This is a genomic window from Paenibacillus sp. LC231 (genome assembly GCF_001860525.1).
GTDB lineage: Bacteria > Bacillota > Bacilli > Paenibacillales > Paenibacillaceae > Paenibacillus_AQ.
Genome location: NZ_JFOM01000017.1, coordinates 40,858 through 63,906 on the forward strand (window position 1 = coordinate 40,858; position 23,049 = coordinate 63,906).

General features: G+C 47.8%; 18 protein-coding genes and 1 pseudogene. 12 read left to right on the top strand and 7 right to left on the bottom strand.

The window, feature by feature from the left end:
* Window positions 1-144 precede the first annotated feature (144 nt).
* From AK95_RS14250 to AK95_RS14260, 3 genes are read right to left on the bottom strand one after another with little or no spacing between them, the layout of a single operon-like run.
* A complete protein-coding gene (locus AK95_RS14250) occupies window positions 145-1,251 on the bottom strand; it encodes a Ger(x)C family spore germination protein (RefSeq protein ID WP_071220652.1) in 1,107 nt (368 codons plus the stop codon).
* A gap of 1 nt (window position 1,252) precedes the next feature.
* A complete protein-coding gene (locus AK95_RS14255; RefSeq protein ID WP_235613112.1) occupies window positions 1,253-2,335 on the bottom strand; it encodes a GerAB/ArcD/ProY family transporter in 1,083 nt (360 codons plus the stop codon).
* Window positions 2,336-2,341: 6 nt separating this feature from the next.
* The gene (locus tag AK95_RS14260; protein ID WP_235613113.1) at window positions 2,342-3,841 is read right to left on the bottom strand and encodes a spore germination protein; all 1,500 of its coding nucleotides are present in this window, start codon (window positions 3,839-3,841) and stop codon (window positions 2,342-2,344) included.
* 168 nt (window positions 3,842-4,009) lie between these two features.
* On the opposite strand from AK95_RS14260, the gene AK95_RS14265 reads away from it, so the two are divergent.
* The 4 genes and pseudogenes from AK95_RS14265 (at window position 4,010) to AK95_RS14280 (ending at window position 9,031) form a co-directional block, all read left to right on the top strand.
* Entirely contained in the window at window positions 4,010-4,792 is a 783-nt protein-coding gene (locus AK95_RS14265) for a YqzG/YhdC family protein (protein WP_071220654.1), read from the top strand.
* A 185-nt stretch (window positions 4,793-4,977) separates the two neighbouring features.
* A complete protein-coding gene (locus tag AK95_RS14270; RefSeq protein ID WP_071220655.1) occupies window positions 4,978-6,540 on the top strand; it encodes an ATP-binding protein in 1,563 nt (520 codons plus the stop codon).
* Between the two features lie 126 nt (window positions 6,541-6,666).
* On the top strand, window positions 6,667-7,917 hold the full coding sequence (locus AK95_RS14275; protein WP_071220656.1) for a multidrug effflux MFS transporter: 1,251 nt from the start codon (window positions 6,667-6,669) through the stop codon (window positions 7,915-7,917).
* Window positions 7,918-8,106: 189 nt separating this feature from the next.
* Window positions 8,107-9,031 (top strand): annotated as a pseudogene (locus tag AK95_RS14280) (VanW family protein).
* Here AK95_RS14280 and AK95_RS14285 read toward each other — a convergent pair.
* From AK95_RS14285 to AK95_RS14300, 4 genes are all read right to left on the bottom strand, one after another.
* The gene (locus AK95_RS14285; protein ID WP_481855849.1) at window positions 9,028-9,855 is read right to left on the bottom strand and encodes a cytochrome c oxidase assembly protein; all 828 of its coding nucleotides are present in this window, start codon (window positions 9,853-9,855) and stop codon (window positions 9,028-9,030) included. The pseudogene AK95_RS14280 and the gene AK95_RS14285 overlap by 4 nt on opposite strands.
* Window positions 9,856-9,859: 4 nt before the next feature.
* The gene (locus AK95_RS14290; protein WP_071220657.1) at window positions 9,860-10,348 is read right to left on the bottom strand and encodes a DUF2243 domain-containing protein; all 489 of its coding nucleotides are present in this window, start codon (window positions 10,346-10,348) and stop codon (window positions 9,860-9,862) included.
* A gap of 146 nt (window positions 10,349-10,494) precedes the next feature.
* Window positions 10,495-11,685 (bottom strand): styrene monooxygenase/indole monooxygenase family protein, encoded by a 1,191-nt coding sequence (locus tag AK95_RS14295; RefSeq protein ID WP_071220658.1) that lies wholly within the window; start codon window positions 11,683-11,685, stop codon window positions 10,495-10,497.
* A gap of 313 nt (window positions 11,686-11,998) precedes the next feature.
* Window positions 11,999-13,195, bottom strand: coding sequence for a cytochrome P450 family protein (locus AK95_RS14300; protein WP_071220659.1), 1,197 nt, complete (start codon window positions 13,193-13,195; stop codon window positions 11,999-12,001).
* A 231-nt stretch (window positions 13,196-13,426) separates the two neighbouring features.
* Here AK95_RS14300 and AK95_RS14305 point away from each other — a divergent pair, with 231 nt between their 5' ends.
* The 8 genes from AK95_RS14305 (at window position 13,427) to AK95_RS14340 (ending at window position 23,017) form a co-directional block, all read left to right on the top strand.
* Entirely contained in the window at window positions 13,427-15,736 is a 2,310-nt protein-coding gene (locus AK95_RS14305; protein ID WP_071220660.1) for a helix-turn-helix domain-containing protein, read from the top strand.
* A gap of 198 nt (window positions 15,737-15,934) precedes the next feature.
* The gene (locus AK95_RS14310; protein WP_071220661.1) at window positions 15,935-16,807 is read left to right on the top strand and encodes an ABC transporter permease; all 873 of its coding nucleotides are present in this window, start codon (window positions 15,935-15,937) and stop codon (window positions 16,805-16,807) included.
* A 16-nt stretch (window positions 16,808-16,823) separates the two neighbouring features.
* Entirely contained in the window at window positions 16,824-17,720 is an 897-nt protein-coding gene (locus AK95_RS14315; RefSeq protein WP_071220662.1) for a carbohydrate ABC transporter permease, read from the top strand.
* A gap of 31 nt (window positions 17,721-17,751) precedes the next feature.
* Window positions 17,752-19,422, top strand: a complete 1,671-nt coding sequence (locus tag AK95_RS14320; RefSeq protein WP_071220663.1) for an ABC transporter substrate-binding protein — start codon at window positions 17,752-17,754, stop codon at window positions 19,420-19,422.
* A 15-nt stretch (window positions 19,423-19,437) separates the two neighbouring features.
* Window positions 19,438-20,310 (top strand): sugar phosphate isomerase/epimerase family protein, encoded by an 873-nt coding sequence (locus AK95_RS14325; protein WP_071220664.1) that lies wholly within the window; start codon window positions 19,438-19,440, stop codon window positions 20,308-20,310.
* Between the two features lie 323 nt (window positions 20,311-20,633).
* Complete coding sequence (locus AK95_RS14330) at window positions 20,634-21,116, top strand: RrF2 family transcriptional regulator (RefSeq protein WP_071220665.1); 483 nt, start codon at window positions 20,634-20,636, stop codon at window positions 21,114-21,116.
* A gap of 21 nt (window positions 21,117-21,137) precedes the next feature.
* On the top strand, window positions 21,138-22,130 hold the full coding sequence (locus AK95_RS14335) for an LLM class flavin-dependent oxidoreductase (protein ID WP_071220666.1): 993 nt from the start codon (window positions 21,138-21,140) through the stop codon (window positions 22,128-22,130).
* A 140-nt stretch (window positions 22,131-22,270) separates the two neighbouring features.
* On the top strand, window positions 22,271-23,017 hold the full coding sequence (locus AK95_RS14340; protein ID WP_071220667.1) for a DUF4184 family protein: 747 nt from the start codon (window positions 22,271-22,273) through the stop codon (window positions 23,015-23,017).
* Window positions 23,018-23,049: the final 32 nt, after the last annotated feature.

Sequence of the window (23,049 nt, forward strand, 5' to 3'; positions counted from 1 at the left end):
GATAAATGTAGCACTACCTAAATAAATAGTCAATATGAATGTAAGGTTTTATTACATTTACTTCACTTCTCCATCAGATTAACTCCAAGCGTGATAGAGGATTTCTTATAAGCACAAAAAGACCCTATTCGGGCCTTTCCCATTTTATCGAAACTTGCCGTAATCTTTAATATGCACTTCAACCAAACATTCCACCGGCAGCTTCTGAAGCTCCTGTCGCCAGTTCATCTTTTTCCACTGCGCATAGCCAACGCGGTTACGGACAACTGTTCCTATTCCGAGGTTGTCTACCTGATGCTGTTTCATGAGCGTAATGATCCGATCGCCTTTTTTCGAAATATACTTACTGATTCGCTTCTCCAGCTCATGCCTTTCCCGGTCGTTGCTCAATCTGGCATCGCCGATGTATTCCAGAACAGTGCCGGTCACTTTAATATGATACGTAACTTTGTCAACGCCCTGAGCTCCACGGGTGACTTTAACTTTACGTGAGCTGATCAATGAACTGAACATGACGTTTTCCTTCGTGTCACCGGGCTCCGACAGTTCGATATTAATTTGGCCATCTCTGAATTTGCCTCTCAGAAAAGCGAAGACCAATGCATCCTGAGGTTCGATCTTCGTTACATAACGATCATCTCGAAATAATGCGATTCCATTCGTCGTAATGTAATTATTCTCATGCTTCTTAATAATCGGAGCAACGGGGTCTACACCCTGATCGAAAAAATCCCTGGCAAAGTTGAACAAAGTTACCTTTGGAATCGTCTGCCCCAGCGCTTCTTTTTCAAGCAGCATGTCGATATATCGACCAGTACGCGGATGCTGCCTGTAATCGTCAATCAACAGTTCGCCTGCATGTCCTTCAACCACACTCACTTTGACCTGTGATGAAATGGAGGGATCTCTGAACAAGGTGTCCAGATGTCCATGAAGTCCATTTTCCGCCATCGAAAGGCCGAACAATACGTTGCGGATTTGTCCGCTTACCAGCAGCATCCCCGTTCTCCTGGACATGATCATTTTCGCTTCTTTGCTGCTATTGGCGGTCGCCGTCAATACCTCCCGTTTTGCGGTGGTTTCCGGATCCGCTTGCGGAATCGAGACCGAGATGGCTAGTTTGCCATCCGGCAGTAAATCGTAACTGGTGGTCTGGATGAAACCGAGATCTTCCAGTATCCGCTGATCTCCGCAACCTGATAAAGGGATGATACACAGCAGGAGGAGCAAACAGGTACATTTTTTTAACATATCACATCACGCTGCCTTTTTTTCGCTGCTGCCATAGCAGCAGAATGATTAGTATCACCGGTACAATATAGGCGAATCCGATCTGGATATAACCCAGATACAAAATCCATTTTCGAATGGTATTCAATACGGTTGGAATGTAGGATATGAGCAAGGCAAAAAGAATGATAAAGAAATAGTGAACATTGATTTTGATCTTCGGGAAAACTCGTAAGGTGCTCTCACCGGCTGCCCAAAAGTAAAGGACGAGGGTGATGATGGTGGTGAACAGGAAGAAGCCGTAGAAGAGATTCTCAATTCGCTCCATGAACGGCAGCTTGATATAAGCCAATAAATCGAGTAATGGAAACAACATAACCTTCAACATATCGCTGCCAATGACTCCAAACGAGACAAAACCCAAGAGAACGTAGGATACTGTACGAATAAGATGACCGTAAATAACGGCCCTGAACAATTTCGTCTTCTTATCGGTGTAGGGAAAGAATAGTAAACACAGCTCATATCCCATATATGCCAAATAGATATGAAAGAATCCTTCGGTCATATTGTAGCTGTCTTGAAAAATATAAGGCGTTAATCGCTCGAATCTGAATTCCCCAGTATAGTAAATAAGCAGCAAACTCATCCAAATGGTGCACCAGAAGAAAACAGTCGAAGCCTTGGAAATGTTATAGAGTCCTTTGGTCAGCAGCATAAAGGCTAGAACATCGATCGCAATCTTGAATACCATCGGGTCGGTTGTCGGGAAGGCAAACATCTGAAAAATCAGCACATATTCCTTAGCAACGAGACAGCCGAGTAGTGCCCATACCATGCTAAAAGCCAGATAGAAGGGGACCAGGATGAACTTGGGGATGCTTTTCTCCAGTATTTCAAAGATCGATTGACCTTTGCCCAGCCGATACACCCAATAGATTAGGTAAATATTGAGACAGACCAGAATGGATATCGGGATCACAACAAGCCAGCCATTTGTCCCGAAATACTGGGCTTCGATCTGCGCGATGCTGAATACGTAGACGCCCGTTTGAATCATATAGATGAGGATCGCTGTATGAAATTGGGATAGTTTTTCTTTCAATTGTCCTCACCTCTTCATTTTTAACTTCTCTTTGTTTCTCGTTTTAACTTGAGTTGGCCGCTTGGCCAGGGTGGAAAAAGGCAATCTCATAAATACGTCTTTCCAGTCATAGGGCTCAAAAGGAGCAATTGGCGATAAATAAGAGCTGCCAATACTCGTCAAACCGCTAAGGTGAACGACGATATACGCCAGTCCAAAGGCCAGACCCAGATTGCCCCAAAATCCTGCCATAATGATGAGTCCGAATCGGAGCAGGCGAAAAGAAGCGCTCATGACATAATTGGGAATAACAAAGGAGGCAATAGCCGAGGAAGCGACGGCGATAATCAGAATGTTACTGGTTAATCCTGCCTGCACGGCAGCTTGTCCTATGACGATACCGCCTACGATACCAATAGTCTGACCGATCTTGGTGGGTAGTCTGGCCCCGGCCTCCCTTAGAAGCTCAATGGTTGTCTCCATCAGAAGTGCTTCAAAGATCGGGGGGAAAGGCACTCTGCTTCTGGACTCGGTTAATGTCAGGAGTAGATTCTGTGGAATCATTTCATAGTGAAAAGAGGTCACCGAGACGTAAAGGGCCGTCAATGTCACCGTGATGATGAGCGCTGCAAACCTCAGGAACAAGGTCGCTGTACCAATGCTCCACCTCTGGTAATAATCATCGGAGGATGAGAAGAACTCAAAAAAGTTGACCGGAGCGCTGAAGGCAGTCGGACTCCCGTCCATAATCCCGACGACTCGACCTGAAACCAGCTTGGATGCAATCGTATCCGGGCGCTCGGTGGTCAGGAATTGTGTGAAGATCGAATAAGGAGCATCATCAATGCACTGAATTAGCATGTTCGTATCATGTATAGCATCGATTTCAATATCCTTAATTCGCTTTATCACTTCATTTACATATTTCTCATTCGTGATGTCCTTGACGTACAGAACATAGACATCTGATTTCGAGACTTCTCCCACGGAAAGTTTAATGACTTTGAGATGAGAACTCTGAACTCTCTTTCGAATTAAAGACAGATTCGTATAAGCTTGCTCGGTAAACGCCTCGTGCGGCCCGATAATGATGGATTCCGTTTCGGATTCTGCAACCGTACGGGACACCGGGAATATGACATCGATCATGAATGCATTTTCCTCGTAGAAGATAGCCGCCATGCCGCTAAGAATGCCTTCAACACATTTTTTGGTATCCGTTACTGGTTTAAATTGGGATTGTTCCGTTAACAACGCAAGCGGCGCTTCAGCGGTCAACACAGGGGGAAGCAGATCACGCTCCAGCCGATCCTCATTGACTAAATGACTGAAATACAGAACATGCAGACGTTCATTAAGATAGGATTTATGGACAAAATCGGCGGCATGATCAAATTGATCGATGATATGCTGCAGTGTCAGCGTTCCTCCCTCCTGAGGATGAGGGTCCTGTTGATTTTCTTGAGCCGGACCTTTATCGGCATGCTCATGGTTGACCAGAAAGATGGATTTTAACTTCTGCTTCATTCCCACGTCTTTACACCTCGGATTCCTGCATAGTCTGTCATAGTGTGCGTACTTTGCCCTGGATCTATCCAACGAATCCCATATCGAATTAGGAAGACCGTTAGCGGGAATCCTAGGCTTGAGAGACGAAGCCAGATTGTATCTAGAAGTGTAAAGAGGAGGTTTACTATGTTGGGCAGTATCTTAATGGCCGGTGCTTTATTGCTTGGGATTAGTCCTGATCATGATCAAGGGATTAACAAACTTCAGGATTCTTATGATCAGCAGATCATCTTTGAATCCGGTGGTGAGCTTGTGGAGGAGGCAGTGAGGGCGTGTGAGAAACATTTCGGTACAGCGGTTAACTTACCGCCGAAGTTGCCGCCCGTCGCTTTCACGCATCAGTATGGCCGCTGTTATGACATGGAGAGCGGATTGGACGAGCACTTGGAGATCCATTATCTTAACCGACATAAACCTGATAATGACTACAAAATCGAATTATATCCGCTGGAGAATAAACAGCAATTGAAACATCTATCTTTTCAGGAATCGGAGCTGACAGATCATACAACCGCAAAGTTTTACAAGGGGCCGACCAATACGTTGCAACTGTTCGTATTTGAAATGGGGAACTGGCAATACCTTTTAACTGCTGCAAATGGCGCTTCTTCAGAAATCAGGCAGCAGGAATTGACAGAAATTGCAGAGTCCTTGACCCAAGCGGTGAACAGCAAAGACCCTGCTTACGCCACGTGGGGAACTCTTGCCGTCACGGAAGCAAAGCGTAAATACAATATGGATGTAGTCGACTACCTCTATATGGGAAGAACCAAGATCTCTAGTGAACTGGCGGAGGAGAAGTTTAAACTTTGGCTTAAGGAGGGGGCTCGTGAATTTGGCGTATATGTAACCGTTGCGTTTCATCCGACAACCCATCAGTTCATATCGATTCGGTTCGAGGAAATCTAGCCGGAAAAACGAGCTTGTTAGCAGGAATAAACACGATTTCCTGAAAGAGATTCACGGTTGCTTTTTTTGAAAGTCGTGTTTTCCTGCTGTTCAGACGCATACATATGGTGTACCATATTTGGTGAAACTTGCCTCCGTGATTTCTACATTTTGCGCCAGTAATAGTGGTTTAGGAGTGATTCGCTTTGTCTTTTATAGTACTTAAGCTCCTATTTGTTCCATTGATATCGGTTTTTATTATGGTGTCATCGGTTTATCTTGGATATCAAACGTCAATCCCTATGATGCTGCTCACGGCATCGTTACTGTATGCATCCGTTATTTTTGATCGAAAGTTCAAATGGCTTCGAAATATTCAATTTCTCTTTCTCGGGGCGTTTCATTTTGTCAGTCATTTGAATTGGTGTATCTTGTTGTATTACATACTCATCATCAACCTCATTCATAAAAAAGAGCGTTTCATAGAATCGTTGCCGCTGTGCCTTCTTATGATCCTTCAATATTCCATTATTCGTCTGACTTATGTGCCGATTACAAAGTACAACATACTGGTCGCTGTATTTGATTGTTTGTCTTCCTTTGTCATCGTGGTTTCTTTTCACTTTGTAAACTTTCTCGAATCGGAGAAGAAGAAGTTATATAAGCAAAACGATTATTTGACCTATCACGATCCCTTGACGGGGCTACTGAATTATGATGGATATTTGCATAAAGTCCAGCATCTCGTTGAGTTGAACAAGCCTTTTCAGTTGGTGCTGCTCGACATCAACAATTTTAAATCGTTAAATGCGAAGGACATCTCCACAGCCAATGAGATTCTGATCAACTTCTCTCGTGCGCTGCGCAGGCTGTTCCTGAGTGATATGCTGGCAGCCTCCCGATATGCAGGGGATCGCTTTGCTGTGCTGCTCCCCGAGCATGTCAACATCGACAGCAGCTTGTTCAATTTTGAAAGTATCGGCGTACAGGTGACCTATAGCATCACTTGTTACCCTCATGAAGCCTTAACTTATCAAGAGATGATCAGCACGGCAGAGGACCGGATATTTCAAATGCGGCGAAATTCCTGGATGAGAGGTCAGGAGGAAATGATCCGAACTGAAAAGATGAAGATGGTCGGGGAATTGGCTGCCGGAATGGCCCATGAAATTCGGAATCCGCTTACCTCTATTAAAGGCTTCATCCAACTCTCCAAAAATCAAGGTTATAACATTCAGCCTTGGTATGAGGTCATTATGGGGGAAATCACGCGGGTAGGGGAGCTTACGGCAGAATTTTTGCACTTTTCCAAGCCGCATGCCAGCAATATGAGGGTTGAATCACTAACGGATTGTTTGACCCGGGTCTATTCCTTGTGTGAATCCGAAGCAGCTTCGCGCGGTCATTTGTTTAGGCTGGACTTAAGTGATGAGCCGATTAAGATTGTCATGGACCGTGATAAGATCATTCAGGTTCTCATCAACCTGATCCGTAATTCTTTTCAAGCGATGGAGCACACCGGTACTGTCCGACTCTCGCTCAGGGCGGAAGAACGAATGGCTGTCGTGGAAGTTGAGGATACCGGAAAAGGCATTGCTGATGAAAATCTGGTCAAGATTTTTGATCCGTTCTATACAACCAAAGAAGAAGGGACCGGCCTTGGGCTGTCCCTGTGTCAAAAAATTGTAGAGGACCATGGCGGCAGAATAACGGTTCACAGCGAGCTAGGGATCGGCACGACGTTTACCCTGCGGATTCCACTGGCTTAGAAAATTTGGATGGCAATCGACCGAAATATATCCTATGATAGGATAGTTGTTTAGCAAATCCAACATGGTTTTGCAAAAATTATATACTCATGCATCAATGTGTTGCAGAAAGGAAGTAACAGACGTATGTCGATGTCCACGAAAGAAGCCGGTTCAACCATGGTTCTATCTCGCAGGAAGAGGCTTCAGTTTGCCTTGATTCTCGGATCTCTTTCGGCTTTCGGGCCACTTTCCGTTGATATGTATTTACCTGCACTGCCTAAACTCTCCGAGAGTTTGGGTTCGCCAGCATCGTTGGCCCAATTAAGCCTGACGGCATTTCTACTTGGTCTCGCACTAGGACAGCTTGTAGCAGGCCCACTCAGCGATATTCGGGGGAGAAGAGCACCACTCATCATATCCTTGATTATTTATTCCATTACCTCTTTGCTCTGTGCGTTTGCCCCAAGTATATGGGTTCTGGTTGCGCTTCGATTTGTACAGGGAGCAAGTGGAGCAGCCGGTATCGTCATATCCAGAGCTGTCGTCCGGGATTTATACACCGGTTCGGAGCTGACCAAGTTTTTTACATTGCTGATGCTGATCAATGGTTTGGCACCCATTATCGCTCCAGTATTCGGAGCGTTTATCCTTAATTTCGTCTCTTGGCGCGGCGTTTTTGTCGTCCTGTTCCTGATTGGATTGCTTATGCTGCTCGCGGTATGGTTTGGTCTTCCGGAAACGCTCAATCGGGAGAAAAGGGCCAATGGAGGGATCAAACAAACCTTCCGTACCTTCGGTACGCTGATTCGGGACCGCGTATTTGTCGGCTATGCGCTCTCTCAAGCGTTCGTGTCCGCCGCGATGTTTGCGTATATCTCAGGGTCACCATTCGTGCTGCAGGATATCTTCGGCGTATCCCCTCAAATGTACAGCCTGTTCTTTGCCGTTAATGGGGTTGGCATTGTGCTGTTCTCTCAAATTACGGGTAGATTGGCCTCTCGCACAGGGGAAACCAAATTGTTGACAACGGGACTCATCATTGCGGCCTTTGGCGGGACTTCGCTGTTCGCGATCACCTGGCTCGGCGGCGGATTGCTGCTGATTGCCCCGATGTTATTTCTGATTGTTTCTGCCGTCGGCATGGTCAGTGCAACAACAACATCACTGGCGATGCAGAAGCAAGCAGCTCATACATCAGGCAGTGCGTCCGCGCTTCTTGGATTACTACCTTTGTTATTAGGCGCAGCCGCAAGTCCACTTGTGGGCCTGGGAGACGGAACAACTGCTGCACCTATGGGAACGGTTATCGGGATTGCAGAATTGCTGGCTGTAAGCTCGTTCCTGTTCCTTGTTATGCCCTTTAGCCATAGGAAAGAGACTCCGGTCTCACTGTAAATTAAAGTCAGAACATATAAAGAAACCCGCACATTACATGGTGCGGGTTTTCTTTGCTTTATAAAACAATCTGAATGAATTACCTGTAATGCAATCATAATACCAGAGAGTAAACGAAACCGGACATATCACGTAAACCGAAAGAAGAGAAAAACACAAAGATAAAGCAGGTGAACCAGCTTGAGATGGATGTCAGTCTTCGGTCTATTGTTTATGCTCTTGCAAGGGGATGAACCGGAAAACAACAATTTAATGATAACGCAAGAAGGCAAAGTCATGGCCAGCGTGAACCGAAGCGAACATGCACTTGATGTATTCCCGCTGCTGGATATGGATAAATACAATCAATGGGTGGATGCGCTTGATCGGAAAACCTATCTGCAAGCCAGGAATGCCCGGATTGGCAGCAGCGGCCAAATCATTCCGGGGCAGAATGGTCATAGACTGGATCGACGCAAACTGCTGGAACGATATTATTCGTATTGGTACGGGACTGGGGGCGCTACCGTCGAAGCGCCAAGGTATCCGATATATCCGAAGGTGGATACCGAGCTTCTTGCCTCCATTCGGGTTAAACCGATAGGGTTACTATGTCACCTATTTTAATTCCAACAACAAAAATCGTTCCCATAATATAGCATTAGCTGCCCAGGCGATTGACAGTGCAGTCGTGTTCCCCGGAGAAACCTTCTCTTTTAATCAGGTGGTTGGCATGAGAACAGTGGACAGAGGTTACAGACGTGCCGGTGTTATCGTCAGAGGTGAGTTATCAGAGGGAGTAGGAGGAGGGATCTGTCAGGTTTCTTCTACATTGTATAACGCCATTGACCGTGCAGGCTTGCAGATTGTAAAGCGCTACTCTCACAGCCGGAACGTCCCTTATGTGCTGCCGGGGCGCGATGCTACGGTGAGCTGGGGAGGCCCGGATTTTGTTTTTGAGAACGCCTATAATCAGCCTATCCTCATCCGGGCATTCGGTAATGGGGGAAGAATGACCGTTGCCATCTACTCTTCTGAACTCATAGAATATAAGCCGCGCAATGTACCAAGCATATCTAACCTGCTGCCGGAGGAGACGAGTGACACCAAGCACAATCCGGTAAACGGCGATTAATCCAAGGCTTGGAGGATGGATGCAGCAGGTCGCGGGCGCGCCGACTTATACCATTGCATACACAGCCAAAACACTAGAATGAGCTCAATCGCGTCGCCGCCGTAATACATCAGCATTCCGCCGAGCTTGGCCTGTTCCGAAGAGACGCCGTCTGGCGGATGGGCATATATGTATTTGGAGAGTATTCCATGTCCGGCAATGGCGATGATCAGGATGATCGCACGAGCCTGGAAGCTGCGACGGTGCGGAGCCACATCTACGTAAATCATAGATACCGTAAATATATACCCGGCTGCAAAAACATGAAAATGCACTACAATATGAAGCAAAAGACTATGATGCATATCCATGAATAGGCCCGTTGTGTACAGGACCCATAGTCCACCGATATTCAACAAGGCCGCTACCGCCGGATGAGCAACGATTCGAGCTGGATTGCTCTTCAGCACACGAGTGATCCGTCTCGCGACTGGTAATGGGGTAGACCTGAGCAGCAGCGTCATCGGAGCGGAGAATGCAATCAACAGCGGCCCCAGCATACCAAGCAGCAGATGTCCGAGCATGTGAATCGTGAAGTTCGCAGGGGCGAGTCGCGCGAGCGGACCGATCAGCGGCAAACCAACGCAAAGCATTCCCGCAATCCAGCACACATAACGATAGACCGGCCAAGTTCGGTAGTTTCGATTGGAGACTCTAGCAGCAACCATATACAGAAGAATGGGAAGCGCGAAGATTAAGCCACCTATGATTAAATCCCAGGACATCCATGAAGCAGAGGCTCCGGACATTCCAGCCCCATGATCAAACGAATGGTTACTCACCATAAGATCAGGCCTCCCTGGAAAGAGCTCGGTTTTGAGTTCGCACGATGAGAATCATACCCACTATGATCATGCCCGCAGCAATCAGGTTCCAGACCCAATCGTAGGGACGGATATCGACGTTATAACGAATTTGGTGCAGACGCATCCATTTATGCTGAATGATGCCGTCATACAACTGGAAGGCGCCGCCTCCAAGCAGGATACCACCAATCCACCGTTTCAGCCAGAACGCATTTCGGCGGTGAAGATCGGCAAGCATGAACGAGGATCCGATGGTGGCGAACCAGCTGAACGCGTGAAACAGTCCATCGGAGACAAGGCCGATATCGCTTGTAGATTTATCATAGAAATGATGCCAGTGCAGCAATTGATGAAACACAGCCTCATCGATAAAACCGACTAAACCTAATCCGAATAAGATTCCGGCCCATAAATTACGTGCGGAGTATCGTATGCGCTGTAATTGGTGTTCTTTGAATTTTGTTGACTTCATTCGGTTCATCCGCTTCCATTTCATAAAGATTCGAAGTGTATTGTTTTAAAAGGGTTCTACTATCTAAGGTTACCCATTTTTACCATTTCAATAACTCCTGGGGCCTGGAATGAGGATTCCTTATTTAGGATTGCGCTTTCTGTCGATTAACGGAGAAACGGTTGATTTATTGGATGTTCATGAAATGCTTTATGGGCTTTCGTGGGATCTTCGAACCAGCCCGCAATTCCGTTTGCCGTCATCTGATCGGATGCTGCTTGCATCAGCAGCCCGGCGATATGCTCAGGAAGCGGCTCCGTCATCGCGTTTGTCCATTCCGTAACAGCCGTAATGTATTGCTTCGTACGGTTCCAGTAGTCTATACCAACAGCTTCATCCCATGTCGATTCCTTATGTGTTATGAGGGTTTCATATAATTGTTCGGCGGCATATGAAGCGGTATTACAGCCTTGGCCTGTGATCGGGTCACTGAGAAACACGCTGTCGCCGCACCCAAGTACCAGCGTTCCGCCTAGTGTAGTATATGGCCTGTGAATGACAGGCGTAATCGCGGTTTGAAGAAAGGCGTGCTCATCGATGAGTGCAAACCGGTCCATATCAATTCGCTCATATATAGGATGAAAATGCTCTTCAATTACTTTCGCCATGCGTGCCATAAACTCGGAAGAATTCTTAATCGCTTTAAACACATCCAATATTCCCTCAGGCACCGCTTCGATGAATAAGATGGTGGCACGTCCTGAATCGGTAATAGCAGGAATCTCGAACATTTCACCGTTCCCTGGAAGAACTGTAATGGAAATGCCTTCAGGCTTCACGGGCTGTACGCCGGTAAAATAACCTACGATGCATTTCCGCTGAGGCGATTGGTAGGGAGTGAGTCCCGTTTCTACAGGGAATGGCGCCAGCGGCCCTGCTTTACCCGTTGTGTCGATGATGAGATTGTAGGAATGAGTCAGCTCCAGAAGGTCTTCCTGCTTCAAACGCCCGTGTACAAACTTCACGCCTTGCGAAGTTAAATCATGGATTGATTCAGCGAAGCGCAAGCGTTGGTCCACTGATGCGGCGATTCCGGTTAGATTACCTGTAAACAGTTTTTGCTGGCCTAAATGAAAGTGGATCGTACGGATTGGAGGTGCGCTATCTTCGGCAGGCATGTTAAAACGTCGTTCGCGTTCTAATGTGGGATGAAAATGTACCTGTGTGGATCGAATTCTTCCATCCAGGATGTTCTGCGGCTGTTCATAATGATGAACGGTGACATCAAAATCATTCTTCAGCGAATAGGCAAGCTGGATTCCGGCGGTACCGCAGCCGATTATACCAATACGTCTCATACATATGTCCTCCTTGAAATGGGCTTTTAAATAGAATACAGCGATGAGAATTGGATCAAAAGGGTGGAATTAACTATTATTCACTCCGGCAATTGAACTAAAAGGATACACGGCAATACGCCGATGATTAGTTTACATAATGTATAATATGTAACCTCTAGAACAATTCCTAAAGATGAATTCCTGCTCTGTAGACGACTGTATCAAAAGTTCCTATTTCAATAGACTTTGGTTGTCTTATAAAAACACATGAAAAAGGCGAACCCCTTAAACAGGATTCGCCTCTTCATATTGGCATTTATGTTGTTTAGCATCAAGCATGAAGTGAAATCGGAATCTCCTTTACACCGCGAACAATCATACCCGGTCTCCATTCAAGCTCATCGATGTCCCGTTGAAGCTCAAAATGGGGGTAGCGGCGGAGCAGCGTGTTGATTGCGATTTCACCCTCCAGTCTGGCGAGCGGGGCTCCCAGGCAGAGGTGAATTCCTTTGCCGAAGGCTAAATGCTGGCTTTTCTCCCGGGTAATATCAAAGATATCCGGATTCTCGAATTGTGAGGCATCCCGATTTGCGGAGTTCAGAGCGATGACAACCAAGTCGCCTTTTTTCATGTGAACGCCATGAAAATCCATATCCTCCGCTGCCCAGCGGGAGGTGCTGAATTCAACGGGACCGTTGTAGCGAAGCATTTCCTCAATTGCGCCATGAATGAGTTCGGGTTGTTCCTGCAGAAGCTTGCGCTGCTCCGGATGCTCCAACAACGCAAGCACGCCATTGCCGATCAGGTTCACCGTCGTTTCATGACCCGCAATGATCATCAGGGTGACGACGCCATATAACTCCTGTTCGGATAAGCGATCACCCTGATTCTCGGCAATGACAAGCTGACTGATCATATCATCACCCGGTTGTTCGCGAACCTTTGCGAACCAATCCTTCAAATAAGCGATAAATTCATTCATATGCTGAACCACTTGCTCGTTCATTTCCTGGTTGGACGCGCCAATGATGGAGTTGGACCATACCCGGAACTTGTCCTGATCCTCCGTAGGCACGCCAAGGATTTCACTTATTACGATAATGGGAAGTTTGAAGGCATATTCGTCAATGAGATTTATAGTGTCTTTGGAGGAGACAGCATCCAGCAGGTTATCCGCGATCTCTTGGATATGGCCTCGCATATCTGCGATTCTCTGTGGCGTAAAACCCTTTTGAACCAAGCCGCGAAGTCGTTTGTGATCCGGTGGATCAGAGAACAGCATGTTGGTGCTGAATACGCTGGTCTGTTCCTGACCCATTGCTTTAGCGATGTCTTTGCTAAATCGGCCATCCTTGAGCGCTTCAACAGCTTGCTCGTAATTGCTGATCAGCCATCCGAAACGTCCATCAGGAAATTGCAGATTCAGAATGGGATCGCTTTGCCTCAATTTCTCGTATACCGGATATGGGTTATGGGTAAATTCCTTCGTAAACAATACATTTTTCAGAGATTCGTTGGCATTTGTCATATAGGGGCTCCTCTCGAAAATGATAGTTTCATATCCAGTATAAGGGAAGGAGAAGGAGATAACCAATTTACGGATGAAATGCCGGCAGTCTCCAAATGCTTGATCATACCAACTTGCGAGAAAATGGAATCCTGATTGACTCTTAAAGAGTGCCATTTGGTCTACTGACTATCCGTCGTTTTCTTTGTTATATTGGATCATATCTGAATAGTTGAAAGGGGGAATCAAGCGGTGAAATCCGTTTCCGGGGAGAAGGCAGCGCTGCTGGTTCGATTTTTTATACCGTATGCTGTCATTTTGGTGGGCTCCCTATTGGTTGGATGGTTTGCTTATGGGAAGACCGCAGAGCTTATCGAAAGCGAGACGGTGAGAACCACCTCCGCAGCTCTGCAGCAGATCCAGGAAGCGCTGGATCAGAGATTTGCCGAAATCGAGAACCTTGCACGGCAGATGTCGAGCGAATCGAAGGTGCTCTCTTTTCAATTCGAGAAAGAACCGTTTGCCGGTACGGGTCCCTATCGTCTATGGGATTTGGAAAAGAGTTTGTTTAATTACAAATTGTTCAATCACTTCATTGTGGATTATTACATCGCTTACAGAAACAGCAACATGATCGTATCACCTCGCAAGGTGTATACGGTGGACCAGTATTATCGGATGCAGCTGCACTATGACGACCAGCCATTAAGCGAGTGGAAGCAAGCTTTGTTTGGGCAGTATCATTATAAAACGTATGCCCCTGGCCATTCGGTTGTATATGAAGGGAAACCTTACTCGGTTGTCAGCTACATGCAATCCTTCGGGAATAAAAGAAGCAGCGGAGTGGTCACTGTACTGATCAATAATATGCAGATCCAAGACATGCTTCGTAAAGTCGATCCGGAACAAGAGGGTTTTGCCTACATTGCAGATCAGAACGGCAACCTGATCAGCTCCATTGGTTTGAAAGAACCGGATATTTTGAAAGCGCTTCCTGAAAAAGGAGGCTACTCCCATATTCGATTAGGTGGTCAAGAAATGCTGGTGACGCAATCCACGTCCCAATACAATGGCTGGAGCTATGTATCTGCCCAACCGAAATCCGTGGTTCTGCAAAAGGTAAACTATATCAAACAGCTGACATTGGCGATCTTTATCACGGCTCTTCTGCTAGGGCTTGGCATAGCCGGCTATCTCGCGTATCGAAGCAGTAGGCCATTCCTGAAGATTCTCCAGCTTCTACCCTCATCGCGCCGGGATGTAAAGCATGCTATTGCTCGTAACGCCGTCGATTATATCGGTCATTCCGTGTCCGAGCTGATCGAAAGCCATCATACGCTGAAGGAGCGATTGGAAGAGCAGATCCCGATGCTGCGAAATGTCGTAGTTGACAGGCTTCTGAAGGGAGGTTTCACCTCGATGCAGGAGATCGACGCTGCCATGGAACATGCACAAGTCCAGCTTCGGGGATCTCACCATGCGGTTGCCCTGCTTCACATTCGGGGATACCGGGAGCCGTTTATGGAAGAGATGCTGATGGAACTTGATATTGTAAAAATCAACATCCGCGACCGGATTCAATCGTTATGCGGGGAGGAAGTGCTGCTGCATGATTTTGGTGAAAACCAGTTGGTCCTGATCCTGTCCGGAACGACGGCAGACAACGAGGATTTCACGACACGGATGCGAGCGTATATACAGGGAATTTATGAGCATTTGAGCGCAATCCCGGATACGGGCTTGTATATAGCTGTAGGTGAAAGCCAGTCCAGCATTGCTGAGCTATACCGTTCCTACGGAGAAGCCAGGTTTGTGCTTCATCACGCTGGATGGAGCGAGAAGACGCCCATCTTATTTCATGCTGAAATGGAAACGCCGCCCTTCACCTATTATTATCCGGCCGATGAAGAGATGAGATTAATTCAGCTTGTGAAAGCAGGCAATCTGGATGAGACCAAGCAGCTATTATTGCAGATCAAGGAGAAGAACAGATCGGAGCGGCAATTGCCAATGGCTGTGGAGAAGCTCCTTGCTCAGGAGCTTAGCGGTACCCTGATGAAATGCTGCGAACAGACAGGAGATGATGGAACCGGCAGAACGGAGGAAGTGGATGCCGTCATCAGAGCTTTAAATCCGGTGATGTCCCCGGCTGAAGCCATGAATATTCTCCATACCGCTTTCATTCGGCTCTGTCGGAAGAACGAAGAGAGGAAGAAGAGCCACAATGATCATTTAACGAACCGACTGCTAGCCTATATCAAGGGGCACTTTTGGGAAAGTGATCTAAGTTTAACCGCACTTGCCCGGGAAACGCGCACCTCCGAAGCCTATGTATCTTACTTCTTTAAGGAGCAAACAGGCTTGAATTTCTCGGATTATCTGGAGCAGCTCCGAATGGATGAGGCGAAGCGGGAATTATCGTCTGGCGATAGGCCGGTAAGCGACATTGCTGCTTCTGTTGGCTATCTCTCACTCAATACCTTCAGCCGTGCGTTCAAACGGGTAAATGGCATTAGTGCTACCGAGTATAGACGCCTTCAACGTGAAGGAGAACATGCTTAATCTAAAGAAATGCGTAGTGCCTGATTGATGAATAACTGCCCATTCTAAAATTCTGAATAATGGACCGGAAACATGAAGATTTACGCAGATCCACCCAGCTGGATATACTCCAATCACGGACCGCACCCGGGACGAATCCATTGAAGATTGGAGTGGTAGCCGCTGAGTGGCTGGAAGAGTTTCATCCGTAGCTGGCAGTTGTATGCGCTTTTTTTGCTTCCGCTGCTGTACATCATTATTTTCAAGTATGTGCCGATGTACGGTGCGCAAATTGCGTTTAAAGAGTTCAACGTCACGAAGGGGATCAACGGAAGTCCATGGGTCGGATTGGCCCAGTTCGAACGTTTCTTTCAATCGCATGAATTCTGGCGATTGCTGAAGAATACGTTCTCCATCAGCTTGTACACCCTGATCGCCAGTTTTCCGTTTCCCATTATGCTGGCGCTTGGACTGAATTATGTAAGGAACCGGCGATTTAAGAATACCGTCCAGATGGTTACATACGCGCCGTATTTCATCTCTCTGGTCGTGCTGGTGGGCTTGATGCTGCAGTTTATGGATCCCAGAACGGGACTTATCAATACGATTCTCGGCTGGATCGGCATCGGTCCGTTTCATTTCATGGCGGAGGCGTCCTGGTTTCAGTCGATCTATGTGTGGTCCCATATCTGGCAGAATGTCGGGTTTTCCTGCATCATTTTTTTGGCAACGCTTTCAGGGATTGATCCGGCACTTCATGAAGCAGCTGTCATGGATGGGGCTACGAAAATGCAGCGGATGCGCCACATTGATCTTCCGGGCATCATGCCAATCGCCATGATTTTGCTCATTCTGAATACGGGGCAAATGCTGGAGACCGGCTTCGAGAAAATTCTGTTAATGCAGAACGCACTGAATTTGCGTTCATCCGAAGTCATAGACACGTATGTGTACAAGGTGGGATTGGTATCCCAAGCGATGAATTTCTCATATGCCACGGCGATTGGATTGTTTAAAGCGATCATCGGTTTCGTGCTGCTGTTGATCGTAAATCAAACGGCCAAAAAGCTGAAGCAGGAGAGTCTATGGTAAGGAAGGGAGGACTTGTATGCAATCACCTGCCATGAAGGAATCCGGCTCGGATCGCGTTTTTACGGTGGTCAATTATGCGATGTTATCCGTTTTCCTAATCATTGTGTTATACCCGCTCATTTATGTAGTCAGCGCCTCATTCAGTTCAAGCAGCGCGGTTTTGTCAGGAAAGGTATGGCTGTGGCCCGTCGAACCGACGCTCGAAGGCTACCGTGCGGTATTCAAAAATACGATGGTTGCCAAAGGCTTCATGAATACACTGTTCTATACGCTGGCAGGCACTGTGATCAATCTTATTCTGTCCATCATGGCGGCGTACCCGTTATCACGCAAAGATTTTCGGGGCCGCAGCGTGTTCATGCTGTTGTTCGTGTTCACGATGCTGTTTAATGGGGGGCTGATCCCAACCTATCTGCTGGTGAAGGACCTCGGCATGATTGACACGATATGGTCGATGCTGATCCCGGGGGCGCTGTCGGTGTGGAATGTCATCATCATGCGCACGTATTTCCAGACGACCATCCCACAGGAACTGCTGGAGGCTTCACAGCTGGATGGCTGTACCGATTTTCGCTTCCTGTGGCGCATCGTACTGCCGCTTTCGGGTCCCATCTTGGCCGTTATTGCTTTGTTCTATGCGGTTGGACACTGGAATCAATATTTCAACGCCATGATCTATTTAAAGAGCGCGGATTTGTACCCGCTCCAACTCGTGCTTCGCGATATTCTGGTTCAGAACGAGGTGAATATCGAAATGCTGGGCGACGCTAAAACCGCTGCGGCCCGGCAAGGGCTGCGGGAGCTGTTGAAATATTCGCTGATTGTCGTGACCTCGGTTCCGCTATTGATCGTATATCCATTTTTGCAGAAGTTTTTTGTTAAAGGAGTCATGATCGGTTCGTTAAAGGGATAATCCATCCATTATTTCAGGAGGGCGGGACGTTATGAGAAAAAGAACGAGGGTTATTATGGGCGCTTTCACCGCATTCAGCATCCTTCTTGCAGGCTGTACGGGTTCACAGAGCCCGAAGGGCTCGGATGAAGCGCCAAATGCCGGTACCGAGCCAATCGCCTTATCCGAACCGGGGACCTATCCGCTGGTTCAAGAGAAAACCACTTTAAAGGTGATGGTGCGGGGAAATCCGCTGGTCGAGAATTTCGAAACGAATGATTTTACCAAGTGGTACGAAGAAAAAACGAATGTGCACATCGAATGGGAGGTCGTTCCGGAGCAGAGCATACAGGAGAAGTTGAATCTTGTTCTTGCCAGCGAGGATTATCCCGACGTCATTATGGGTTTAAATATTTCGCCGGCGCAGCAGATGATATACGGCTCGCAGGGTGCTTTTCTTCCGTTGAATGACTTGATTGAGAAGCAGGGGACGAATACGAAGAAAATGTTCCAGGACAATCCGGAGATCCAATCTGCGATCACGGCGCTGGACGGCAACATCTATGCGCTTCCGGAAGTGAATGAATGTTATCACTGTTCCATGAGCCAGAAAATGTGGATTTATGAGCCTTGGCTGAAAAAACTCAATCTGAAGATGCCGGAAACCACGGATGAGCTGTACGAGGTGCTGAAAGCTTTCAAGGAGCAAGATCCGAACGGAAACGGCATGCAGGACGAAATTCCTTTGTCGATATCTCCGAAATCCTGGAGCTCCTCCATCGATGCGTTCCTATTAAATTCATTCATCTATAATCCGGTTTACGGCTCGAGTTATAAGCATATATTCATTAAAGACGACAAGCTTGACGTGGCTTTCAACAAACCGGAGTGGAGGGAAGGCTTGCGGTATATGAACAAGCTGTATGCTGAGGGGCTTCTCGCTCCGGAGTCGTTTACGCAGGATGACAATCAATTGATACAGATCGGCGAGAACCCCGATACCGTGCTTCTTGGCGCTTCAACAGGCGGCCATCAGGGTATATTTACCCAACTCCTCGGCGAAAGCGGAAGATGGTTGGAATACAAGACCGTGCCGCCGCTCAAGGGACCGAATGGAGTTCGATACGCTGCTCTGGATTCCACCGGAATGAATCCGGGTGCATTTGTCATCACGAAGAAGGCGAAGCATCCTGAGCTCGCCTTGCGTTGGGCGGATGGTCTGTACGAGCGGGAGCATACGCTCCGAAGCGTGTATGGCCGCCCGGACCAGGAATGGCGTGAAGCGAAGGACGGAGAGGTCGGCATCAACGGGGAGCCTGCGGTCTGGTCTGAGCTAAAGTCTTACGGCACGGTGCAGAATATCGCCTGGATTCAAACCGGCCCAAGCTTGCGGACGAATGATTTCCGTCTGAGCGCTGTTGCCAAAGGGGACGACGATCTGGAAGTCGTTTTGTACAACGAGACGAAGAATAAATACGAACCTCACAAACCTACCGATGTCAGCACCGTGCCGCCGTTATTTCTGACCAACGAGCAGGCATCCGAGGTTGCGGATCTGTCCAAAACGATCAATGATTACGTGGATGAAATGATGGCCCGTTTCGTGATTGGCGATGCCGATCTGGATAAGGACTGGGATGGATACGTCCAACAGCTGGAGGCCATGAATGTAGCCCGCTATCTGGAAATCTACCAGGAAGCGTATGATGGAAGAAGCAAATAAAGGAGGGATCCTAGAATGAGGGTTGGTGTGAGTACCTACAGCCTGCTGCCGGCTATTCGTGCAGGCGAGATGACGGTGCTGGATGTTGTGGAATGGATCGCCGAGAACGGCGGACAGCACATGGAGATTGTACCCTATGGATTTACGCTGGAGGACAATCCCGAGCTTACTGACGCAGTGCGTGAACGGGCGGCGGAAGTTGGTATCGCGTTGTCCAATTATTCCATGCCCGCTAATTTCGTCCAGGAGAGCCGGGACGACTTTGATTCTGAAGTGGAACGAATCAAGCGACATGTGGATACGGTCAATCGGCTGGGAATGAAGCATATGCGTCATGACGTGACAGCTTTCACGCTGCCGCCTGAGAAGATGGGCATTGATTATGTGGAAACCCATCTGGATAGGATTGTGGAAGGGTGTCGTCTTATTGCAGATTACGCAGCCGGGTATGGTATTACGACCACGATCGAGAACCATGGCGTGAGCGTACAGGCGAGCGACCGTGTACAGCGTGTGCTTCAGGCGGTCGACCGACCGAACTTCAAGACAACTCTGGATATCGGGAACTTTCTATGCGTTGACGAGCAGCCGCTGGTTGGCGTGAAACGCAACCTGCCGCTGGCCTCGCTCATCCATGTGAAAGACTTCTATTATCGTCCGTTTGATCAGGACCCGGGTGGGGGGAAATGGTTCAGAACATCCCATGGCAATTACCTCCGAGGCTCGATCTTCGGCCAAGGTGATATCGATGTCCGCCGGATTCTGCGACTCATTAAGAATGAGGGTTATGACGGAGACATTACGCTGGAATTCGAAGGTATGGAAGAATGCCGGGAAGGAACCCGGCTGGGTCTGGACAATCTGAAGCGGTTATGGGACGAAGCGTAGAATCTTCCTCCAAATCCATTGGAGATTGAGTTGCTTCATAGTATATTGAATGCACAAAAGAAACCGTTCCTTTCGTAAATGGTGTGGGTAGCCCCGCCATTTTACCAAAGAACGGTTTCTTTGCGTCTAAATAAGTAGCATTCTGCACGACATAGCGGAGAGGGCGAATCGATTCCGGACAAGCGTAAGCGCTCGCTTTTACCCCGTTTTACTTTCCGTTCGAATTCATATAATATATAACGTGGACATTGTTTATCCGATTTAATCATGAATGGTTATATGAGTGTGTAGTTTAGATCATTTTCCTGAATGAGGTGCTGTTTATGCATATGAAAACCGGCGTGGAACAGTCGGTGTACGCCCTGGTTCTGCTGAATATGCTGCCGGACAAGGCCGTGCTGCCCGGGGAAGCGATCAGCCAACAGCTGGGGACATCGGCAACCTATTTTCAGAAACTGTTAAGGAAGCTGGTAACAGCAGACATCATCACGTCTGTTCCAGGTATCAAGGGTGGTTTTAGATTAAAGAAGAAACCCGAGGATATCCGTGTATACGACGTATACCTTGCGGTGGAAGGGCAGCAATCCCTCTATTCATCCCACGGAATACTGGTAGACATGCTGGACTTGGAAAAGGAAGAAAGCTGCTGCCTGTTATCCGATTTAATGGAAGAAGCAGAGTCATCCTGGAAAGCCGTATTAAAGCGAGAGACCATCGCTTCGCTGTCGGAAGAGATGCGCGGTGAGCGCTTTAAAGACAAGGTGGCGGCTTTAGAGGACTGGATCAATAACAAAATGGTCATTTGACCGAGGAAGGGATGAACTTTCATGAGATTAAGCGTATTAGATCAGGCACCCGTAACAAGCGGCAACACAGCGGAAGGCGCCTTGAATAAAGCGGAAGAACTGGCTGTCTTGGCAGATGAATTGGGATACAGCCGAATGTGGATGGCCGAGCATCATGGCGGGAATACCTTTGCCAGCTCCGCACCCGAAGTGACGGCAGCCCGGCTTGCAGCCAAAACCGACCGGATTCGCATTGGCACCGGCGGTGTCATGATGATGCATTATTCACCCCTTAAACTTGCGGAAGTGTTTAAGACGTTAAGTGCTTTTACCCCGGGGAGGATTGATTTCGGTGTAGGACGAGCACCAGGCGGTGATACGGGTGCCATGTACGCTTTGTCTGAAGGACGGCAGCTGATGCTTCATAACATGTATGATAAGCTGGCCGTTACCATGCAGCTCCTTCGTGACGAGATCCCGGAAGATGAACTCTACGCCAAGAACGCCGCTGCTCCAACCGGAGTTGCCCTGCCTGAAGTGTGGCTGCTGGGCTCCAGCGGCAATAGCGCGTTAAAAGCGGCTCAGATGGGAGTCGGCTACTCCTTCGCGCAATTCTTCAACGGAGCGATGAGCAACGAAATATTGGATCATTACCGCGATAACTACCAGCCGTCCATATTCATGGAAAAGCCTGAGATTAACGTATCTTATATGGTGACGACGGCCGAAACGAAGGAAGAAGCCGAGTATGAAGCGCTGCCGCAGGATATTTTCCGGTTGATGATGAGCAAGGGCCGGATTACGCAGGTGCTGACGCCCGAGGAGGCTCAGAATGTGTCCTTAACGGAAATCGACCGGATGGCTATCCAGGAAGGGCGCAAGATCCATCTTGTGGGAGCAGTAAAGGATATCGCGGCACGCTTACAGGAAGAGCAAGCGCACTACGGATTCCAGGAAGCCATGATATGCAGCATTCCGCATTTGCAGGAGAAACGGCTGGAGGTTTACCGACTGCTCGCACGCGAATTGCTGTAATATCAAGTAGATGAGGGATAGGCGGATGCCTGTCCTTTTTTTGTATAGGTATAATTTCTTTCTCCCTTACGAGTACGAATCTGTTAGAATAGTTAAAAATTAGCTATGTTCAACAACATTCGCAGCAGTTAGGAGATCTTATGCCGTTTACGTTCGCTCATCCTGTCATCACGATGCCTTGGTGGAAGAAGAAATCGCTGCCGGTATCAGCCCTCATTATCGGCTCCATGGCACCGGATTTTGAATATTTCATCCGATTTCGGGCATCTGGCATATGGAGCCACGAGGGTCCTGGCATCTTGCTGTTCAACCTTCCCGTGATCTTGCTCCTGTACGTTATTTTTGATACGGTGGTACGCCCCGTTCTATTCGTATATTTGCCTTCATGGTTTCCATACCGATGGGATCGGGGAGGGAAGGTGCCGGCCACTTTTAAAGGTTGGCTTGTCGTAATGATCTTGGGTTTAGTTGGCGTTGGCACACATCTATTATGGGATCAGTTTACGCATCAAGGTGCCTGGATCGTGAATCAGATTCCTTTTCTTACCCATTGGATACATATCGATTCCGTACAAATTCCGGTATATAAATTATGTCAGCACGGCAGCAGTCTGATCGGACTGGTCCTGATCGTATGGTGGATTCATCGCCATTTGTATGTAGTACCAGCGCAAAGAGAACATTCATATTCGGTTCTGCCATTTTGGTGCGTATTTATAGTGATCTATATTCTGGTTATGCTCATGGCCATGCTTACGGTTGTTGATGGTGAAGGGATGACGTTTGTATTCCAGCTTGTCGTTCCGGCTATCAGCAGCTTCATGCTGGCCCTGCTTGTAACATGTCTTGCCTTTTGGCGGGTTGCAAGGGTCAAGTTGCAAAGCTAGTAATTAGAATCGGAATCGACAGGAGGAGCGTT

Excerpts from the sequence above, each read along its gene's own strand:
- AK95_RS14250 (WP_071220652.1), bottom strand. The coding sequence starts at position 1,251 with ATGTTAAAAAAATGTACCTGTTTGCTCCTCCTGCTGTGTATCATCCCT.
- AK95_RS14260 (WP_235613113.1), bottom strand. The coding sequence starts at position 3,841 with ATGAAGCAGAAGTTAAAATCCATCTTTCTGGTCAACCATGAGCATGCC.
- AK95_RS14265 (WP_071220654.1), top strand. The coding sequence starts at position 4,010 with ATGTTGGGCAGTATCTTAATGGCCGGTGCTTTATTGCTTGGGATTAGT.
- AK95_RS14275 (WP_071220656.1), top strand. The coding sequence starts at position 6,667 with ATGTCGATGTCCACGAAAGAAGCCGGTTCAACCATGGTTCTATCTCGC.
- AK95_RS14285 (WP_481855849.1), bottom strand. The coding sequence starts at position 9,855 with ATGGTGAGTAACCATTCGTTTGATCATGGGGCTGGAATGTCCGGAGCC.
- AK95_RS14290 (WP_071220657.1), bottom strand. The coding sequence starts at position 10,348 with ATGAAGTCAACAAAATTCAAAGAACACCAATTACAGCGCATACGATAC.
- AK95_RS14295 (WP_071220658.1), bottom strand. The coding sequence starts at position 11,685 with ATGAGACGTATTGGTATAATCGGCTGCGGTACCGCCGGAATCCAGCTT.
- AK95_RS14300 (WP_071220659.1), bottom strand. The coding sequence starts at position 13,195 with ATGACAAATGCCAACGAATCTCTGAAAAATGTATTGTTTACGAAGGAA.
- AK95_RS14315 (WP_071220662.1), top strand. The coding sequence starts at position 16,824 with ATGCAATCACCTGCCATGAAGGAATCCGGCTCGGATCGCGTTTTTACG.
- AK95_RS14320 (WP_071220663.1), top strand. The coding sequence starts at position 17,752 with ATGAGAAAAAGAACGAGGGTTATTATGGGCGCTTTCACCGCATTCAGC.
- AK95_RS14325 (WP_071220664.1), top strand. The coding sequence starts at position 19,438 with ATGAGGGTTGGTGTGAGTACCTACAGCCTGCTGCCGGCTATTCGTGCA.
- AK95_RS14330 (WP_071220665.1), top strand. The coding sequence starts at position 20,634 with ATGCATATGAAAACCGGCGTGGAACAGTCGGTGTACGCCCTGGTTCTG.
- AK95_RS14335 (WP_071220666.1), top strand. The coding sequence starts at position 21,138 with ATGAGATTAAGCGTATTAGATCAGGCACCCGTAACAAGCGGCAACACA.
- AK95_RS14340 (WP_071220667.1), top strand. The coding sequence starts at position 22,271 with ATGCCGTTTACGTTCGCTCATCCTGTCATCACGATGCCTTGGTGGAAG.